At 70.7% G+C, this 17758-nt stretch carries 16 protein-coding genes; 11 read left to right on the forward strand and 5 right to left on the reverse strand.

Features of this window, described 5'->3' with window-relative positions; all coding sequences use genetic code 11:
- Positions 1 to 186: 186 nt before the first annotated feature.
- On the reverse strand, positions 187 to 1392 hold the full coding sequence (locus ACIA5G_RS42850; protein WP_395934172.1) for a cytochrome P450: 1206 nt from the start codon (positions 1390 to 1392) through the stop codon (positions 187 to 189).
- A 97-nt stretch (positions 1393 to 1489) separates the two neighbouring features.
- Positions 1490 to 2221, reverse strand: a complete 732-nt coding sequence (locus tag ACIA5G_RS42855) for an SDR family oxidoreductase (RefSeq protein ID WP_395934174.1) — start codon at positions 2219 to 2221, stop codon at positions 1490 to 1492.
- A gap of 169 nt (positions 2222 to 2390) precedes the next feature.
- On the opposite strand from ACIA5G_RS42855, the gene ACIA5G_RS42860 reads away from it, so the two are divergent.
- Complete coding sequence (locus ACIA5G_RS42860; protein ID WP_395934176.1) at positions 2391 to 3968, forward strand: discoidin domain-containing protein; 1578 nt, start codon at positions 2391 to 2393, stop codon at positions 3966 to 3968.
- A gap of 75 nt (positions 3969 to 4043) precedes the next feature.
- Positions 4044 to 4667, forward strand: coding sequence for an SAM-dependent methyltransferase (locus ACIA5G_RS42865; RefSeq protein WP_395934178.1), 624 nt, complete (start codon positions 4044 to 4046; stop codon positions 4665 to 4667).
- A gap of 65 nt (positions 4668 to 4732) precedes the next feature.
- Here the strand turns inward: ACIA5G_RS42865 and ACIA5G_RS42870 are convergent, their stop codons facing one another.
- Positions 4733 to 5749: a S1 family peptidase gene (locus tag ACIA5G_RS42870; RefSeq protein ID WP_395934180.1), complete on the reverse strand. Its 1017-nt coding sequence runs from the start codon at positions 5747 to 5749 to the stop codon at positions 4733 to 4735.
- A 322-nt stretch (positions 5750 to 6071) separates the two neighbouring features.
- The gene (locus ACIA5G_RS42875) at positions 6072 to 6368 is read right to left on the reverse strand and encodes a GNAT family N-acetyltransferase (RefSeq protein ID WP_395934182.1); all 297 of its coding nucleotides are present in this window, start codon (positions 6366 to 6368) and stop codon (positions 6072 to 6074) included.
- A 260-nt stretch (positions 6369 to 6628) separates the two neighbouring features.
- Between ACIA5G_RS42875 and ACIA5G_RS42880 the strand changes: the two genes are divergently transcribed.
- The 7 genes from ACIA5G_RS42880 (at position 6629) to ACIA5G_RS42910 (ending at position 13799) form a co-directional block, all read left to right on the forward strand.
- Positions 6629 to 8806: a germacradienol/geosmin synthase gene (locus ACIA5G_RS42880; RefSeq protein ID WP_395934436.1), complete on the forward strand. Its 2178-nt coding sequence runs from the start codon at positions 6629 to 6631 to the stop codon at positions 8804 to 8806.
- Between the two features lie 282 nt (positions 8807 to 9088).
- Positions 9089 to 9880 carry an MBL fold metallo-hydrolase gene (locus ACIA5G_RS42885; RefSeq protein ID WP_395934184.1) on the forward strand — a complete coding sequence of 264 codons (792 nt, stop codon included), beginning with the start codon at positions 9089 to 9091 and terminating at the stop codon, positions 9878 to 9880.
- The gene (locus ACIA5G_RS42890) at positions 9877 to 10479 is read left to right on the forward strand and encodes a DedA family protein (RefSeq protein WP_395934186.1); all 603 of its coding nucleotides are present in this window, start codon (positions 9877 to 9879) and stop codon (positions 10477 to 10479) included. The genes ACIA5G_RS42885 and ACIA5G_RS42890 overlap by 4 nt, the downstream gene beginning before the upstream one ends.
- Positions 10476 to 12593, forward strand: a complete 2118-nt coding sequence (locus ACIA5G_RS42895; protein WP_395934188.1) for a phage holin family protein — start codon at positions 10476 to 10478, stop codon at positions 12591 to 12593. Before ACIA5G_RS42890 ends, ACIA5G_RS42895 begins: the two co-directional genes overlap by 4 nt.
- Complete coding sequence (locus tag ACIA5G_RS42900) at positions 12590 to 12820, forward strand: glutaredoxin domain-containing protein (RefSeq protein ID WP_395934190.1); 231 nt, start codon at positions 12590 to 12592, stop codon at positions 12818 to 12820. The genes ACIA5G_RS42895 and ACIA5G_RS42900 overlap by 4 nt, the downstream gene beginning before the upstream one ends.
- On the forward strand, positions 12817 to 13047 hold the full coding sequence (locus ACIA5G_RS42905; protein WP_395934192.1) for a ferrous iron transport protein A: 231 nt from the start codon (positions 12817 to 12819) through the stop codon (positions 13045 to 13047). Before ACIA5G_RS42900 ends, ACIA5G_RS42905 begins: the two co-directional genes overlap by 4 nt.
- 11 nt (positions 13048 to 13058) lie before the next feature.
- Complete coding sequence (locus tag ACIA5G_RS42910; protein ID WP_395934194.1) at positions 13059 to 13799, forward strand: methyltransferase domain-containing protein; 741 nt, start codon at positions 13059 to 13061, stop codon at positions 13797 to 13799.
- Here the strand turns inward: ACIA5G_RS42910 and ACIA5G_RS42915 are convergent.
- The gene (locus tag ACIA5G_RS42915) at positions 13777 to 14574 is read right to left on the reverse strand and encodes a TetR/AcrR family transcriptional regulator C-terminal domain-containing protein (protein WP_395934196.1); all 798 of its coding nucleotides are present in this window, start codon (positions 14572 to 14574) and stop codon (positions 13777 to 13779) included. The two genes, ACIA5G_RS42910 and ACIA5G_RS42915, sit on opposite strands and share 23 nt — an antisense overlap.
- Before the next feature lie 77 nt (positions 14575 to 14651).
- Here ACIA5G_RS42915 and ACIA5G_RS42920 point away from each other — a divergent pair, with 77 nt between their 5' ends.
- Entirely contained in the window at positions 14652 to 16925 is a 2274-nt protein-coding gene (locus tag ACIA5G_RS42920) for an ATP-binding cassette domain-containing protein (RefSeq protein ID WP_395934198.1), read from the forward strand.
- Complete coding sequence (locus tag ACIA5G_RS42925; RefSeq protein ID WP_395934200.1) at positions 16922 to 17728, forward strand: siderophore-interacting protein; 807 nt, start codon at positions 16922 to 16924, stop codon at positions 17726 to 17728. The genes ACIA5G_RS42920 and ACIA5G_RS42925 overlap by 4 nt, the downstream gene beginning before the upstream one ends.
- Positions 17729 to 17758: the final 30 nt, after the last annotated feature.

A 17758-nucleotide genomic window follows, 5' to 3' on the forward strand; every position in this document is an offset into this window, starting at 1 on the left:
CGGCGGGGCATGGGGCGCGCGGGCGCCGTTCCTCCCCGCACTCCGGAGGGTCTTCACCCCGGGACACGGGACCGCCTTCCCAGCTGCCGGCGGCTCTCTGGACCCGTGCGCTCCCGGGGTTACTCGGCTCCATCAGCGCGTTGACGGCCACGGTAGCCCGCTCGCCGCCAAAACACCGCTGATTTTTCAGCCCCAGGCGACCGGCAGCTCCCGGACGCCGTACACCAGCGTGTTGTGCTTGTACACCAACGACTCCCGCGGCACGGCCAGCCGCAGGTCCGGCACCCGGCGGAACAGCCGGATCAGCGCCTCCTGCAGCTCGACGCGTGCCAACTGCTGGCCGATGCACTGGTGCGCGCCGAACCCGAAGGCGACGTGCGTGCGCGGCGACTCGCGGTGGAAGTCGAGCTTGTCCCCGCCCGGGAACAGCTCCTCGTCGCGGTTGGCCGAGTTCAGCGCGGCGACCAGCCACTCCCCCGCCTTCACCGCGCGCGATCCCACCTGGACGTCTTCGGTGGCGTAGCGCAGCACGCCGAACTGCACCACCGACAGGTACCGCAGCAGCTCCTCGACCGCCCGCTCCGGCGACGCCAGCACGACGTCACGCTGCGAAGGGTGCTCCAGCAGCACGAGTGTGCTGAGCGCGATCATGTTGGCCGTCGTCTCGTGCCCGGCCACCAGGAGACTGAGCCCGAGCACCACGAGCTCCTCCATGGTGAGCGGGTCACCGGTGGCCGCACCGCGGGAAATCAGCCTGCTGAACAGGTCGTCCTGCGGATTCCGCTGCTTCTCGGTGAACAAGTCCGCCAGAAAGCCGGAAAGCTCGTCGTACGCCTGCTGTCCTTCTTCGCGGGTGGTGTCGGTGCTGACCAGCGCCGTGCTCTGGTGCTGGAACCGCTCGCGATCGGCGTACGGGACGCCGAGCAGCTCGCAGATCACCAGTGACGGGATCGGCAAGGCGAAGTCCTGCACCAGATCCGCCCGGCCGGGCCGGGCGAGCATCGTGTCGAGGTGGCTCTCGACGAGCCCCTGGACGTAGGCGCGCATCGCTTCCACGCGCCGCACGGTGAACTCCGCGATCACCATCTTGCGGATGCGCGAATGCGCACGACCGTCGAGCTGGATGATCGAGCCCGGGCTGACCTCCTCGTCGAGGTCGGCGTTCGGGTTGACGTGCACCGAAGACGCGCCGCGCGAGCTCATCGTGCGGTCGGCGAGCACCGCGCGGACGTCGCTGTAGCGCGTCACCAGCCAGGCGTCCATGCCGGCCGGGCAGCGCACCTGCGACGTCGGCGCGGTTTCCCGCAGGGCGGCGTAGTTTTCGGGCGGGTCGAACGGGCATCCGGCCGGTCGTGCCGTCGGGAGGGCCGGGGTTTCGGATGTCGCCGTCACGGCGGATCACACCTCTCTGCCGGTGGTTCGGACACTTCCACCATGGAGAGAACCGGGGCCGTCGTGGGACGTTCGACCCACTTCCGACCCGGATGGCCTAGCGGGCCCCGTAAGCGCCGCCGTTCACGTGCACCACCTGTCCGGTGACGTGGCCCGCGCCCGGCGAGGCCAGGAACGTGACGGTTTCCGCGACCTCGTCCGGCGTGCCGGCCCGCTGGTTGAACGCCACCGAAATCCGGGAGCTGAGCCATTCTTCGGTGAGCGTGCCGTGGAAGAACTCCGTGTCGAGGACCACGCCCGGCGCCACGACGTTGGCGCTGCCCCCGGCCGGGCCCAGCTGCCGCGCGAGGTCGGTGTTCCACGCCTCGATTGCCGCTTTCGCCGCGCCGTACGAGCCGGAGCCCTGCTTCGCCGCTACAGAACCGAGAGTCACGACGCGCACGTTGTCCGCGAAGCGCGGCTTCAGCGCGGCTGTCACGAGGACGGCCGAAAGGACGTTCGCGTCGAAGTTCGCGTGCCACGCGTCCGCGAGCCCCTGCAGGTCACCGGGCGCGGGCGCCTCGCGGACCCGGTCGGTGTTGCCGCCGGCGTTGTTGATCAGGACGTCCACCCGCCCGGGCAGTTCGGCCAGCGCGGCCCGCACCGCCGCCGGGTCACTCGCGTCGAAGGCCACCGCCCGCGCGCCGATCTTTTCCGCCGCGGCTTCGAGCACGTCCTTGCGACGCCCGGTGACGGTGACCCGCTCACCCGCCGCCGCGAACCGGGCGGCGACCGCCAGCCCGATACCGGTGCCGCCCCCGGTGACCACGATTTCCCGCTGTTCGCTCATACCCGTCATCCTGACCGAGGAAAGCCCTGGGCGGGACCACTTTCCCGGCTGCCGGGACATTCGCCCAGTTAGTTAGGAAACTTTACGAACAAGTCTTGACGCCGAGGCGCCGTCCGGCGAACCTGAAGGGACGCCGCAGTCATCGTCCCCACTCCTTCCCGGAGGCAGCATGACCCGGCGCGCGCTCGTGCTCGTCGTGACCCTGTTCCTCGCCCTGACCGCAGCGCTCGCCGGCGGCACGGCGAGCGCGGCGACCACGCAGCAGACCTTCCTCACCTTCTACGGCTGGTGGGACAACACCCCGCCGGGCGGCGACATCGCCTACCCGCGGATCCACGACACCGCGGGCGGCAAGGGCAGCTACGCCGACCCGATCACCTTCGCCACCAGCAGCGACGAACTCGCACCCGGCACCAAGGTGTGGGTGCCACGGGTGAAGAAGTACTTCATCATGGAAGACGGCTGCGACGAGTGTTCCGACGACTGGAACAGCGAGGGCCCGAACGGCGGCCCCGGCCTGCGGCACATCGACCTCTGGCTCGGCGGCAAGGGCGGCAGCGCCTTCGACGCGATCGACTGCGAAGACGCGCTCACGCACTACAACGCCGACAGCACACCGGTCATGGAGCCGGTGGTCGTCGACCCGCCGTCGAACGAGCCTTACGACGCCACGCCGATCTTCAACACCAGCACCGGGGAATGCTGGGGCGGCGCACAGCCGAACACCACGGTCGGCCAGTACCGCAACAACTCCACCGGCACCTGCCTCGAAGCCCCGAGCAGCGGGACCACGCTGAAGGTGGCCGCCTGCACCACCGGTGACGCCCAGCGCTTCACCTTCCACGGCGCGTTCCTGGTGATCAACAACAAGTGCGCGGGCATCTCCGGCAGCTCGATCGTGCTGCAGACCTGCACCGGCGGGCCGGCCCAGCAGTGGTCGATCAACCCCGACGGCACCATTTCCGACATCCAGACGAGCAAGAAGTGCTTCCGCGCCTCGGGCACGACGCTCACCGCGGGCAGCTGCTCCGGCACCCAGGCCCGCTGGACGTTCACCGCGGCCGGCAGCCCTTCGAGCCTGAGTGTGACGCCGTCTGCGGTGTCGGTCGCACCGGGTGGCGCGGCGACGGCCACCGTCACTTCCACGGACGCCGTCACGCTGTCCGCGAGCGGCGCTCCCGGGGGCGTCACCGTGTCCTTCTCCCCGGCGTCGGTGCCGGCCGGCGGCACCTCGGCCGTCACGGTCGCCGCCGCCGCGAACGCCGCCCCCGGCTCGGCGACGGTCACCATCACGGGCGGCACGAAGACGGCGTCGCTCGGCGTCACCGTCACCGGCGGCGGTGGCACGGAAACGCTGCTGTCGCAGGGCAAAACCGCAACGGCGTCGTCGACGGAATCGTCGTCCTACCCGGCGAGCGCGGCCGTCGATGGCAACCTGACCAGCACGCGCTGGGCGTCCAAGGAGGGCAGCGCCGCCGAGTGGCTGCGGGTCGACCTCGGCGCGTCGAAGTCGATCTCGCACGTCAAGCTGAGCTGGGAAGCCGCGTACGGGAAGGGGTACAGCATCCAGACCTCGGCCGACGGCACGAGCTGGACGACGATCTACAGCACGACGACCGGCAACGGCGCCACCGACGACCTCACCGGCCTGGCCGGCAGCGGCCGCTACGTGCGGATGAACGGCGTCACGCGCGGAACGTCGTACGGCTACTCGCTGTACGAAATGCAGGTGTACGGCACGGCCTGAGTTGCCGGATCGGCAACACGATTTGCCTCTTCGGTGACGTTCTCCGCATGCTGGGGACGTCACCGAGGAGGAGCCATGTCCCACACGCACGACGAGCCGATGACCGTCGAAAACATGCTCAAGCAGGAGTTCTGGGAAGCGCTCTACCAGCGCGACGAGCACCGGATCTGGAGCGGGAACGTCAACCGCAACCTCAGCTCCGAGGTCACCGGGCTGAAACCCGGGCGCGCGCTCGACCTCGGCTGCGGCGAGGGTGGCGACGCGATCTGGCTGGCCCAGCAGGGCTGGACGGTCGACGGCGCCGACATCTCGACCCTCGCGCTCGCCCGCGCCGAGGAAGCCGGGAAGGAAGCGGGCGTGGAGGTCCGCTGGCTGCACCGCGACATCCTGAAGTGGCAGCCGGAGGAGCAGTACGACCTGATCTCCGCGCAGTACATGCACCTGCCGCCGGACCTCCGCCGCGACGTCTTCACCGCGGCCGCGGCGGCCGTCCGGCCCGGCGGGTCGCTGCTGGTCGTCGGGCACTCGCCGAAGGCCATGCGGGAGTTCGACGGCCAGAAGCCGCCGGAGGAGCTGTTCTTCGAGCCGGAGGAGATCACGAACTTCCTCGGCGACGCCTGGGAGTGGATCGTCGAGACGTGCGAGACGCGCGGCGAGGGCCACCACACCGACGCCGTCTACCGCGCGAAGCGCCTCTGAACAGCAGCGAGGGCTCCTTCACGCGCCCTCGACGCGTGTGAAGGAGCCCTCGCGGGTCTTTATTTTCAGGCGAGCTCGAGGCCGTAAGCCTGCAGCTCCAGGGTGAGCGGGTAGAAGTAGCTGGTCACGGTGTCGCCGCCGGACAGCGTGCCGAGGCCCTTCGAACCGTCGTAGGCCGGGCCACCCGAGTCACCGTGGTCGGTGTGCGCGGTGGTGCCGAACTCGTGGTTCAGGACGCCGACGTCGAAGTTGACCGACTCGTCGACCGAGGTGACCTCGCCGCTGCCGCCACCGGTGGTCGAGCCCTGCTTCTCGATCTGCTCACCGACGGTCGGCTCCGCGGCGCTGGTGATCGCCTGGCCGGTGTTGATCTCGCCCGGGCCGGTGCCGTTCGGGCGGGTCAGCAGGCCGGAGTCGGCGTCGGGGCAGTCGCTCTCGACGACCTCGGCACCGGAGACGTCGCCGCCGGACCAGGTGCCGCCGAGGTTGGTGCAGTGGCCCGCGGTGAGCAGGAAGGGCTCCCCGCCGCGCGTCACGTTGAAGCCGAGCGAGCAGCGGCCCTGGCTGTTCTGGATCGCGTCACCGTCGGCGATGTGCAGCTCGAGCTTGCCGGTGCGGTGCTCGACCCGGACGCTGTCGCCGTGCTGCGCGGCCGCGGCGGCGACCTTGTCGGCGGTCTCCTTGCTGGCCGAGTCGTAGATCTTGACCACGACCTGGTTGGTCTTGGTGTCGATGCCCCAGGCGGTCTGCGGCACGTTCTTCACCGAGTCCAGCTGGTTCTTGACGCCGGTGAGCGCGGCGAAGGTGTGCTTGACCTTCTTCGCGGTGAGGCCGGCGGCCTGCACCTTCTCGACGGCCGCGTCGTCGACGACGTTCACCACGGCCTTGCCGTTCTCCAGGTAGATGCCACCGGAAGCAGCACCGAGGGAGTTCGCGACCTGCGTGGCGTTGCTGACCGCGGCGGCCTGCACGTCGGCGAAGGCCTGTGGGGACGCAGTGGCGGCGGACGCGCACACGCCGGTCGTCAGCGCGGCGGCCGACAAGACGGCGAAGGTCTTGAGAGCGGTCTTCCGGGGAGTCATCAACTTCCTCCAGTTTGCCGGTACGAAGCCTGCGCCGGTCACTTTCGTTGCCGAGCAACCAACGCAACACCGACGAAGGTTGGTTAATAACCAGCAGATCCGGACATAACTCGCGTACTGGACCCGTACGGGTCAGTGCCACTGGTGCTTTCGGCGTAACAAATCCCCAGCCCGGTGCCCGGGCGGAGTGGCCGGGGATTCGGTGGGAGGAGGCATCTGCCGAGGTTCCGCCGGCCCCGACGTCATGAACGACTCGTTCATGTCGTCGGACGCGGTGAAAGAGTCGTTCACTGCGGTCCGGCGCGGCGGGCCGCTCCTCGAGTCAGCCCTTCGGCCAGCGGACGTGGGCCTCGTAGTCCGGGTGCTTCTTGAGGTACCCGGCGATGAACGGGCAGACCGGCACGATCGTCCGGCCCTTCGCGACGACGTCGTCCAGCGCGGCCGCGGCCAGCACCTTGCCGAGGCCCTGGCCGCCGAACGCGTCGTCGATCTCGGTGTGGGTGAACACGGTCAGCTCGCCGCGCAGGTCGTAGTACGCGGAGCCCGCCAGTTTCTCGCCCGCCCAGATCTCGTAACGGGCTTCGTCGGGGTTGTCGACCACTCGGGTCTCGTCGGCCATCAGCTCTCCTTCGTTGATAACGGGGGAACGCCGGACCGGCGCCATGCCTTCCCCCATCGTGCGACGCCCGGCCGTCGCGCGCTCACGGGGTCGTGAGCTCCGCTGGGCCGGCCGGGGGACGTGCCCGGCCCGTTCGTGTGCAACCCGGCTGCGCCCCTTGGCTGACCCCGCGCCGGCTGGTTGCTTTGACGGGTCGGAAGCCGCAACGGAAAGGCCAGGGCCGCGTGCAGCAGCAGCCGTTCGTCCTCCCCGAGTTCTACATGCCCTACCCCGCGCGGCTGAACCCGCATCTCGAGCGCGCTCGCACGCACAGCAAGGCGTGGGCGTACGAGATGGACATGATCGACGTGCCGCAGCACGGCACGGTGATCTGGGACGAGCACGACCTCGACTCCCACGACTACGCGCTGCTCTGCGCCTACACCCACCCGGACGCCGGCGCCGAAGAGCTCGACCTCATCACCGACTGGTACGTCTGGGTCTTCTACTTCGACGACCACTTCCTCGAGCTGTACAAGCGCACCGGCGACATCGACAGCGCGCGCACCTACCTCGACCGGCTCAACCTGTTCATGCCCGCCGACGGCGCGATCACCGCGACGCCGGAGAACCCCGTCGAGGCCGGCCTGACCGACCTGTGGAACCGGACGGTCCCGCACCGCACGGACGGCTGGCGGCGCCGGTTCATCGAGAGCACGAAGGCGCTCCTGGAGGAGTCGCTGTGGGAGCTCGCCAACATCAACGAAGGCCGGCTCTCCAACCCGATCGAATACATCGAGATGCGCCGGAAGGTCGGCGGCGCGCCGTGGTCGGCGAACCTCGTCGAGCACTCGGTGCACGCCGAGGTGCCGGATCGGATCGCCGCGTCACGGCCGATGGAGGTCCTGCGCGACTGCTTCGCCGACGGCGTCCACCTGCGCAACGACCTGTTCTCCTACCAGCGGGAGGTGCAGGACGAGGGTGAGCTGTCCAACGGCGTCCTCGTGTTCGAGAAGTTCCTCGGGCTGACCACGCAGCAGGCGGCCGACGCCGTCAACGACCTGATCACCTCGCGGCTGCACCAGTTCGAGCACACCGCGCTCACCGAGGTGCCCGGGCTGTTCGACGAGCACGCCGTCGACCCGGCCGCGCGCGCGGCGACGTTCGCCTACGTCAAGGGCCTGCAGGACTGGCAATCCGGCGGGCACGAGTGGCACCTGCGGTCGAGCCGCTACATGAACGAAGGGGCGCTGGCCAGCCGCGGCGGCCCGGAGCTGGGCGGCGCGACCGGCATCGGGACGTCCGCGGCACGCATTTTCTCCTCGGTGCTCGCCACCGCGCCGCAGCGGCTGCGGTCGTACTCGAGCACGCCGTTCCGCGCGGCGCAGGTCGAGCGGCCGGCGATCGAGCTGCCGTTCCCGCTGCGGCTGAGCCCGCACCTGGACGCGTGCCGCGTCCGCAACGTCGACTGGGCGCGGCAGCTGGGTTTCCTCGACGGCGTGGTGTGGGACGAGCGGAAGCTGCGCGCCACCGACCTCCCGTTGTGCGCGGCCGGCATCCACCCGGACGCCGACGCCGATCAGCTCGACGTCACCAGCGACTGGCTCACCTGGGGCACCTACGCCGACGACTACTACCCGATCGTGTTCGGCGCGACCCGCGACCTGGCCGCGGCGAAGGCGTGCAACGAGCGGCTGTCGCTGTTCATGCCGGTGGACGGCGAACCGACGCCGACGCCGGCGAACGCACTGGAGGCCGGGCTGGCCGACGTCTGGCCGCGCACGACCGCCGGGATGACGCCGGAAAACCGCCGCGCGGTGCGGAAAGCCGTCGACACGATGACGTCGAGCTGGCTGTGGGAGCTGGTCAACCAGGCGCAGAACCGCATCCCGGACCCGATCGACTACGTCGAGATGCGGCGGCGGACGTTCGGCTCCGACCTCACGATGAGCCTCTCGCGCTTCTCCCACGGCCGCGCGGTGCCGCCCGAGCTGTACCGCACACGGCCGGTCCAGGCGATCGAGCACGCGGCGACCGACTACAGCTGTTTTGTGAACGACCTGTTCTCCTACCGCAAGGAGATCCAGTACGAAGGCGAGCTGCACAACGCCGTCCTGGTGGTGCAGAACTTCCTCGGCTGTTCCGAGGAGTGCGCGTTCGGCGTGGTCGGCAACCTGATGTCGGCCCGCCTGGCGGAGTTCAAGCACGCGGCGGCGATCGAGCTGCCGGCCCTGTTCCGCGACTACGCCATCGCGCCCGACGTGCAGGAGATGTTGCTGGAGTACGTCGAGGAGTTCCGCAACTGGATGGCGGGCATCGTCAACTGGCACGAGAACGTCGGCCGCTACACGGAACGGGAGCTCAACTACCACCCGGCGGCGGCCACGGCTTTCCTCGGGCCGACGGGGATCGGGACCTCGTCACTGCGGATCTCGTCACTGCTGCCGGCCGGTGGGTGACGTGCTGGGGTCACCGAAGCGGGTCAAGATCGCGCGGGTGCTACGGGCGGCGGGCATGCCGGAGGCGGCGGAGCAGGCGTTGCGCACGGACCTGCGTGCGCGGTGGCGCCGGGGACGCTGGTTCCTTCGCGCCAGGCTCGCGCGCTTGTCGCGGAGGATCCGACGTGATCGGAATGCCGGCACGCGTGATTGACGGGTCGACACGGCCCGCGGGTCACTGAGCAGCGTTGCTCGTGCCACTCCGCCGGGCATTTGCACCGGCATGAGGCGATACTCGACAGCGTGAGCGGCTTCAACCTGCGTTTCCTCGGCCATTCGACCGTCCGGCTCGAGCTCGGTGGCCGGGTTGTGCTGACCGATCCCGTGCTCACCGCGCGTGTGGGTGGGTTGAGCCGGGTGGTCGCCCTCCCGCCGCCGGAAAGCTACGCCGACGTCAACCTCGTGCTCCTTTCGCACCTGCACGGGGACCACCTGCACCTGCCGTCGCTGAAGCTGCTCGGCAAGAACACCCGGATCGTCGTCCCGCGCGGGGCGGGCGGATGGCTGGCGAAGAAGGGCTTCAAAGCCGTCGAGGAGATCGCGCCCGGGGAGACGCTCAACGACGGCGGGCTCACCGTCACCGCCACCGAAGCCGTCCACTCCGGACACCGGTGGGGGCCGCGGCTGACCCACGGGCCGCAGAGTCCCGCCCTCGGGCACCTCATCGAGAGCGACGGCAAGAAGATCTACAACGCCGGCGACACCGACCTCTTCGACGGGATGGCGGCGTTCGGCCCGGTCGACGTCGCGCTGCTGCCCGTCTGGGGCTGGGGCCCGAACCTCGGTCCCGGCCACCTGGACCCGGCCCGCGCCGCGAAGGCCGCTGAGCGGGTGCAGGCCCGGGCGGCCGTCCCGGTCCACTGGGGCACGCTCGCCTTGCCCGGGCTGAAGCGCACCGCGCGGATGCGACGGCTGCTCGCCGATCCGCCGCGGGTGTTCGCCGCCGAAGTCGAAGCTGCCGGAGGAGCCACCGAAGTGCTGTTCACCGAGCCCGGCGCCGACGTTGTCCTCCCGGCGCAGACGGACCGCGCGTGAACTGGACCGACCCGGCCGCCATCGGGTATCCGGCGCTGTTCGGCGGGGTGCTGCTCGGCTCGATCATCCCGATCGTGCCCACCGGCGCGGTGGTCGGCGCCGCGGCCGCCGTCGCGACCACCACCGACCACCTGTCCCTGCCGCTGGTGATCGTCCTCGCCACGCTCGGCGCGTACGTCGGTGACGTCGTGACGTTCGGGATCCCGCGCCTGGGCAGCGAAGCCGCCTTCCGCTGGATCAGCCGCCGTCAGCCCGCCGAACGGCTCGAGAAGGCCCGTGACCAGTTCGCCCGGCGAGGCTGGCAGCTCATCGTGATCGGCCGGCTCGTCCCGGCCGGCCGGATCCCGGTGCTGCTGGCGGCGGCCGCGCTGAGCTACCCGTGGCGGCGCCTGCTGCCCGCCGCGCTTGTCGCGTGTGTGCTCTGGGCGGTCGCGTACAGCTTGCTCGGCATCGTCAGCGGGGGCATCTTCGACTCACCGATCATCGCGACCGTGCTGGCGACGGTGCTGGTCCTGCTGGTCACCGTGCTGCTCAACCTGATCGCCCGGTGGCGGCGCACCAAGGCCGAAGCGAAAGAGAAGACGGGAGACCGGGCTTGACGACGTCCGCGCCGAAGGGCCGGCTGCTGCGGGGTGGCCGGGTCGTCGCCCGCGTCCTGCTGGTGTGGGTGGCGGTGACCGGCGCGCTGCGGCTGCTCGACGTGCTGCTGCCCGGCTTCCGGATGACGCACTGGTGGCAGCCGACGGTCTGCGCGCTGCTGCTCGGGCTGCTCGCCGCCGTCGGCTGGCCGCTGGTCATGCGGATCGCCTACCCGCTGGCGTTCTTCACCTTCGGCCTCTTCGGGTTCCTGCTGCTCGGCGCCGGGACGCTCGCCGTGTTCCACACCGTGCCCGGGGTCGAGCTGGCCGACTTCCGGACCGCGGTGATCGTCACGCTCGGCATGGCCGCCGTCGGCGCGCTGATCTCGAGCCTGCTCGCCATCGACGAGGACGAGATCTTCTTCCGCCGCGCCAACCGCCGCCGGCGCTGCCACGCCGTCGCGCCCGGCCAGGGCGAATTGCCGCCCGGCGTGCTGTTCCTGCAGATCGACGGCCTCGGGTACGACACCGTCCGCCGCGCGATCCGCGACGGCGACATGCCGACGTTCGCCGCGTGGCTCGCCGAAGACAGCCACACGCTGACGCCGTGGCAGACCGACTGGAGCTCGCAGACCGGCGCGAGCGTCTGCGGCATCCTGCACGGCTCCAACCACGACATCCTCGGGTTCCGCTGGTACGAAAAGGACCGCGACCACGTGATGGCGTGCGCCCACCCGACCGACGCGGCCGAGATCGAGCGGCGGCACTCCGACGGGCGCGGCCTGCTCTCCGGGGACGGCGCGAGCCGCGGCAACCTGTTCTCCGGCGACGCCGACCACGTCAGCCTCACCATGAGCTCGATCCCGGTGCTGGTGCCGAAGGGCCTGCGCCACCGGCATCGCGACCGCCTCGGCGCGGGTTACTACGCCTACTTCGCGAACCCGGTCAACGCGCTGCGGACGTTCGCCGTCGCGCTGGCCGACGTCTTCCGCGAGGTCAACGCCTCGGTCCGCCAGCGCCGCGCCGGGGTGGTCCCGCGGGTCCCGCGCGGCGGCTGGTACCCGCTGGCCCGGCCGGGCACCACGGTGATCGCGCGTGACGTCGTCGTGTCGGCGATCCTCGGTGACATGCTGGCCGGGCGGCCGGTCGTGTACGCGGACTTCCTCGGCTACGACGAGGTCGCGCACCACTCCGGCATCGAGCGGTTCGACACCCTCGCCGTGCTGCGCTCGATCGACCAGCAGATCGCGCGGCTGCACCGGGCGAGCCGGCTGGCGCCGCGCCGCTACCACGTCGTCGCGCTGTCGGACCACGGCCAGACCCAGGGACAGGCGTTCTCACAGCGGTTCGGCGAGACGATCGAGGCGTACGTCGGCCGGCTGTGCGGTGGCTCGCCCTCGGCGTCCGCCGGCAAGCGGCGGCAGGCCGAGAGCTGGCAGATCAACGCGGCGCTGGCGGAGGCGACGAAGAGCGGTGGCCTGATCGCGCGCCGGCTGCGGGCCCGCGTGGAGGACGCGGAATGCGCCGAAGACCGGCCGCGCACGACGTCCGGCTCCCCCGGCGCGGTCACCCGGGTGGCGCCGGGTGTGGTGGTGGTCGTGTCCGGCCACACGGCGATGGTCTCGTTCACCGAGCACGAAGGCCGCGTCGAGCTGGAGACGATCGAGCGTGAGTTCCCCGACCTGCTGCCGTCGCTGGTCGACCACCCCGGGGTCGGGTTCATGCTGGTGCGCAGCCGCGAGTTCGGGCCGGTGGTGCTGGGCCGCGACGGGCTGCACCGGCTCGCGACCGGTGTTGTCATCGGCGAAGATCCGCTGCTGCCCTACGGCCCGCACGCCGCGGACCTGGTCCGCCGGGTCGACACCTACCCGCACTGCGCGGACGTGATGATCAACAGCCGGTACGACCCGGACTCGGACCAGGCGTCGCCATTCGAGACACACGTGGGCTCGCACGGCGGGCTCGGCGGCCCGCAGCAGCGCGGCTTCGTCGTGCACCCGCGCGAGTTCCCGCCCCTCGGCGAGGTCATCGGCGCGGAGGCGCTGCACCAGGTGTTCCGCGGCTGGCTGACACACTTGGGGCACCCGGAACCGGCGGCGCCCGCCGCCTCGCTAGCGACGGAGGTTGTTTCGTGAAGCTGACGGTGTACGGCGCGAGCTGGTGCCCGGACGTGAAGCGCAGCCGCGCCCTGCTCGACCGCGAAGGCGTCGAATATTCCTATGTGGACGTCGAGGCCGACGCGGCCGCCGAGCGCCGGGTCCGCGAGCTGCAGGACGGCGCGCGCAAGATCCCGACCATCGTCTGGGAGGACGGCTCGTTCCTGGTCGAGCCGTCGGACGACGAGCTGAGCGCGCGGCTGTGAAGCTGCTTCGGGAGCTGCCGCTCGGCACCCGGGTGGTCGTCCGCTACCGGATCGAAGGCGGGTTCACCGACGCGCTCGGCGACCTGGTGGCTCGCGACGAAACCACGTGCACGGTGGAGACCCGGCGCGGCCCGGTGGTCGTCGCCTTCGAGACCGTCGCGCTCGCCAAGCCGGTGCCACCGCCGCCGGTGCGGAAATCGGGTGGCGGGCCGCCGCCGGCCCTGTGACCATCGGAGCCATGTTCGACGAGCTGGTGGCCGAAGCCGACGCGGTGTCCGTCGACGGCTGGGACTTCTCCTGGCTCGACGGCCGGGCCACCGAACAGCGGCCGTCCTGGGGTTATCAGCGGCTGCTGGGCGAACGGCTCGCGGGTGTGCACGCCGCGCTCGACCTGGAGACCGGTGGCGGCGAGGTCCTCGACGGCTGCCCTTCCCTCCCGCCGCTGATGGCCGCCACGGAGTCGTGGCCGCCGAACGTCGCCAAGGCGTCGGCCCGGCTGCGGCCGCGCGGGGTGGTCGTCGTGGCCACCGAGGACATCCCCTTCGGCGACGACGTGTTCGACCTCGTCTCCAGCCGGCACCCGGTGACAACGGCGTGGGCCGAGATCACCCGCGTCCTGCGCTCGGGTGGTTCGTACTTCTCCCAGCAGGTCGGCCCGGCGAGCGTGTTCGAGCTGGTCGAGTACTTCCTCGGCCCGCAGCCGCCGTCGGTGCGCAACGGCCGGCACCCCGACCAGGCCGTCTCGGAGGCTGCGAAAGCCGGCCTGGAGGTCGTCGACCTGCGGTCGGAGTCGCTGCGCACCGAGTTCTCCGACATCGGCGCGGTGGTCTACTTCCTGCGCAAGGTGATCTGGATGGTCCCGGGGTTCACGGTCGGGCAGTACCGGGACAGGCTGCGCGAACTGCACGAGCAGATCACCCGCGACGGCCCGTTCGTCGCCCACACGGCACGGTTCCTCATCGAGGCCCGGAAGCCTTGACGATCGCCGTCTCGACGCCGTCCAGCAGCAGCTCCAGACCCGCTTCGAAGGACAGCCGGGCCTCGCGCTCCAGGTAGGGCTCGTCGGACGACGAGTCGTACTCGCCCTCCGAACCCAGCCGGGACACCGTCGGGAAGCGGGCCGTCAGGTCGGGGACCAGCTCGCCGAGCAGCGCCGACCGGGCGTCCCACCAGTCCTCTTCGGACTGTCCGGTCTCGCGCGCGGCCTGCCGGGACTCCGCCGCCGTCTGGACCGAGCCGCGGACGACGTTGAACAGCGCCGACACCACCCAGCGGACCCGCGGCAGCGGCAGGCCGGTCTCGGAGAGGACCCGCAGGAGCGTCTCCTGGACGTGGAACTCCCCCGGCCCGAGCACCGGGCGCGCCGGGGAAACCTGCAGCAGCCACGGGTGGCGCAGGTGCAGGTCCCACAGCGCACCGGCCAGCTCCAGCGCCGCCGGGCGCCAGCCCCCGGCGACCGAGTACGAAGCCGGCAGCTCCCCCAGCGTCCGGTCGTACATGAGGTCGACCAGTTCGGTCTTGCCCGGCACGTACGTGTACAGCGCCATCGCCGTCCGGCCGAGCCGTTCGCCGACCGAGCGCATCGACAGCGCGGGCATGCCCTCGGCGTCGGCGATGTCGATCGCGGCCGCGACGATCGCCTCGACGGACAGGCCCGGTTTGGGCCCCGGCCCCGTGCGTGGCGCGACCACGCGCGGCCCCCACAGCAGCTCCATGGACCGGCGGGCGTCGCCCTGACCCGCGAAGACGACCACCTTGCCGACTCCTTACACCCTAAAGTATTGTACGATCGAGAATCACTTTACGCCCTAAAGTATCAAAGAAGGACGGTATGACCTCACCCAGGCGGGCCGCCGACACCCACGACGTGATCGAGGTCCGGGGGGCCCGGGAGAACAACCTGACCGGCGTCGACCTGGACATCCCGAAGCGCCGGCTCACGGTGTTCACGGGCGTGTCCGGCTCCGGCAAGTCGTCCCTGGTCTTCGGCACCATCGCGGCCGAGTCGCAGCGGCTGATCAACGAGACCTACAGCGCCTTCCTCCAGTCGTTCATGCCCAGCCTGTCGCGGCCGGACGTCGACCTGCTGGAGAACCTCAGCGCGGCCATCGTCGTCGACCAGGAGCGGATGGGCGCGAACTCACGCTCGACGGTCGGCACCGCGACCGACGCCTACGCGATGCTGCGGATCGCCTTCTCTCGGCTCGGCGAGCCGTACGTCGGCACGTCGGGCGCGTTCAGCTTCAACCTGCCCGAAGGCATGTGCCCGGCCTGCGAGGGCCTCGGCCGGGTGTCGGACCTCGACGTCACGGCGCTGCTCGACTTCGACCGCTCGCTCAATGAGGGCGCGGTCATCGTCCCCGGCTGGGCGCCCGACAGCTGGTACGTCCAGATCTACGTCGCCTCCGGGTTCTTCGACCCGGACACGAAGATCCGCGACTTCACGCCGGAGCAGCTCGACGACCTGCTGCACAAGGGGCCGTGCAAGGTGAAGGTCGGCACCAGCAACCTCACCTACGAAGGCCTCGCGGTCAAGATCAAGCGGCTCTACCTGCAGAAGGACACCGATTCGCTGCAGCCGCACGTCCGCGGGTTCATCGAGAAGGCCGCGACGTTCAAGACCTGCGGCGAGTGCGACGGCGACCGGCTGAACCAGGCCGCGCTGTCGGCGAAGATCGACGGGAAGAACATCGCCGACTGCGCGGCCATGCAGATCAGCGACCTCGCCGAGTTCGTCCGGAGTCTTGAAGCGCCGTCGATCCGGCCGCTGCTGGGCAACCTGCGCGACACGCTCGACTCGCTGGTCGAGATCGGCCTCGGTTACCTCTCGCTCGACCGCGAATCCGCGACGCTCTCGGGCGGCGAGGCGCAGCGCGTGAAGATGGTGCGGCACCTGGGATCCAGCCTCACCGACGTCACCTACGTCTTCGACGAGCCGACCGTCGGGCTGCACCCGCACGACATCGAGCGGATGAACAACCTGCTGCTCTGCCTGCGGGACAAGGGGAACACGATCCTGGTCGTCGAGCACAAGCCGGAGACCATCCGGATCGCCGACCACGTTGTCGACCTCGGTCCCGGGGCGGGCAATGCCGGCGGCCGGATCTGTTACACCGGGAGCGTCGACGGCCTGCGCGCGTCCGGCACGCTCACCGGCCGCCACCTCGACCACCGGGTCACCCTGCGAGACGAGATCCGGCAGCCGACCGGGCACGTCCGGATCACCGGCGCCAAGCTGCACAACCTGCGTGACGTCGACGTCGACGTCCCGCTCGGCGTGCTGACCGTCGTCACCGGCGTGGCCGGCTCGGGGAAGTCGTCCCTGATCCACGGCTCACTGGCCCACCGCGACGATGTCGTGGTGGTGGACCAGTCGGCGATCCGCGGGTCCCGGCGGTCCAACCCGGCGACCTACACCGGCCTGCTCGACCCGATCCGCACGGCCTTCGCCAAGGCCAACGGCGTCAAGGCGAGCCTGTTCAGCGCCAACTCCGAAGGCGCCTGCCCGCACTGCAAGGGCCTCGGCGTCATCTACACCGACCTGGCGATGATGGCCGGGGTCGCGTCGGTCTGCGAAGAGTGCGAGGGCAAGCGGTTCACCCCCAAGGTGCTGCTGTTCCAGCTGCGCGGCAAGAACATCAGCGAGGTGCTTGCGATGTCGGTCGCCGAGGCGCGCGAGTTCTTCCCGACCGGCAACGCGCGGGTGGTGCTCGACCGCCTCGCCGACGTCGGCCTCGGCTACCTGACGCTCGGGCAGCCGCTGACCACCCTGTCCGGCGGTGAGCGCCAGCGGCTCAAGCTGGCGATCCGGATGGCCGAGAAGGGCTCGACCTACATCCTCGACGAGCCGACCACCGGCCTGCACCTCGCCGACGTCGACCAGCTCCTCGCGCTGCTCGACCGGATCGTCGACGCGGGCAACACGGTGATCGTCATCGAGCACCACCAGGCCGTGATGGCCCACGCCGACTGGCTGATCGACCTCGGCCCCGGCGCCGGGCACGACGGCGGCCGCGTGGTGTTCGAAGGGACCCCGGCTGCGCTCGTCTCCGAGGCGAGCACACTCACGGCCCGTCACCTGCGTGAATACCTGGGGAAGCCGTGAACCCGACCGGACTGCTCGAAGTGACGGCAGTGCGCCGGCCGACCCCGCGCACCGTGCGGGTCACGTTCACCGGCGCCGGCGGGTGGGAGTCGTGGCCCGACCAGCAGCTCAAGCTCCTGTTCCCGCCGGCGGGCCGCCCGGTGCGGCTGCCCGCGGGTGACAACGACGTCATGCGCTGGTACCAGGCGTACCTGGCGATCCCCGAAGACGAGCGGCCGGTGATGCGCAGCTACACGGTGCGCGGCCGGGACGGCGAGACGATCGACGTCGACTTCGTGCTGCATTCCGACGCGGCTTCCGACGGCCCGGCCACGAGCTGGGCCCGGCGAGCGGCTCCCGGTGACGTCCTCGGCCGCTACGGCCCGGACGCCGCCTACCGCCGTCCGGTGCCGAAAGCGGACACGGTGCTGCTGGCCGGGGACGAGACCGCGCTGCCCGCCATCACGACGCTTCTGTCCGAAGTGGACAATGCCGTCGTGTTCCTGGAGGTGCCGGACGCCGCTGAGGAGCAGCCGCTGCCCGGCAACATTCGGTGGCTGCACCGGGACGGCGCCGAGCACGGCGCGAAGCTGCTGGCGGCCGTGCGTGGGGCGAAGTTCCGCGACGGCTCGGTAGCCGCGTGGATCGCGGGTGAGGCGGGGATGGTGCGGGCGCTGCGCCGTCACCTGATGGGTGAGCGCGGCTTCGGCAAGGGTGACATCGAGTTCAGTGGCTACTGGCGGCGCAAGCTGACACAGGACGACGCGCCGACGCCGGAAGATCTGGCCGATGCGGCCGAGAAGCTGGCGTCGCAAGGCGGCTGACGGGCCGAGGGGGCGGACAAGACTGCCCCA

It is taken from the genome of Amycolatopsis sp. NPDC051758 (genome assembly GCF_044453095.1).
Taxonomy (GTDB): Bacteria; Actinomycetota; Actinomycetes; order Mycobacteriales; family Pseudonocardiaceae; genus Amycolatopsis.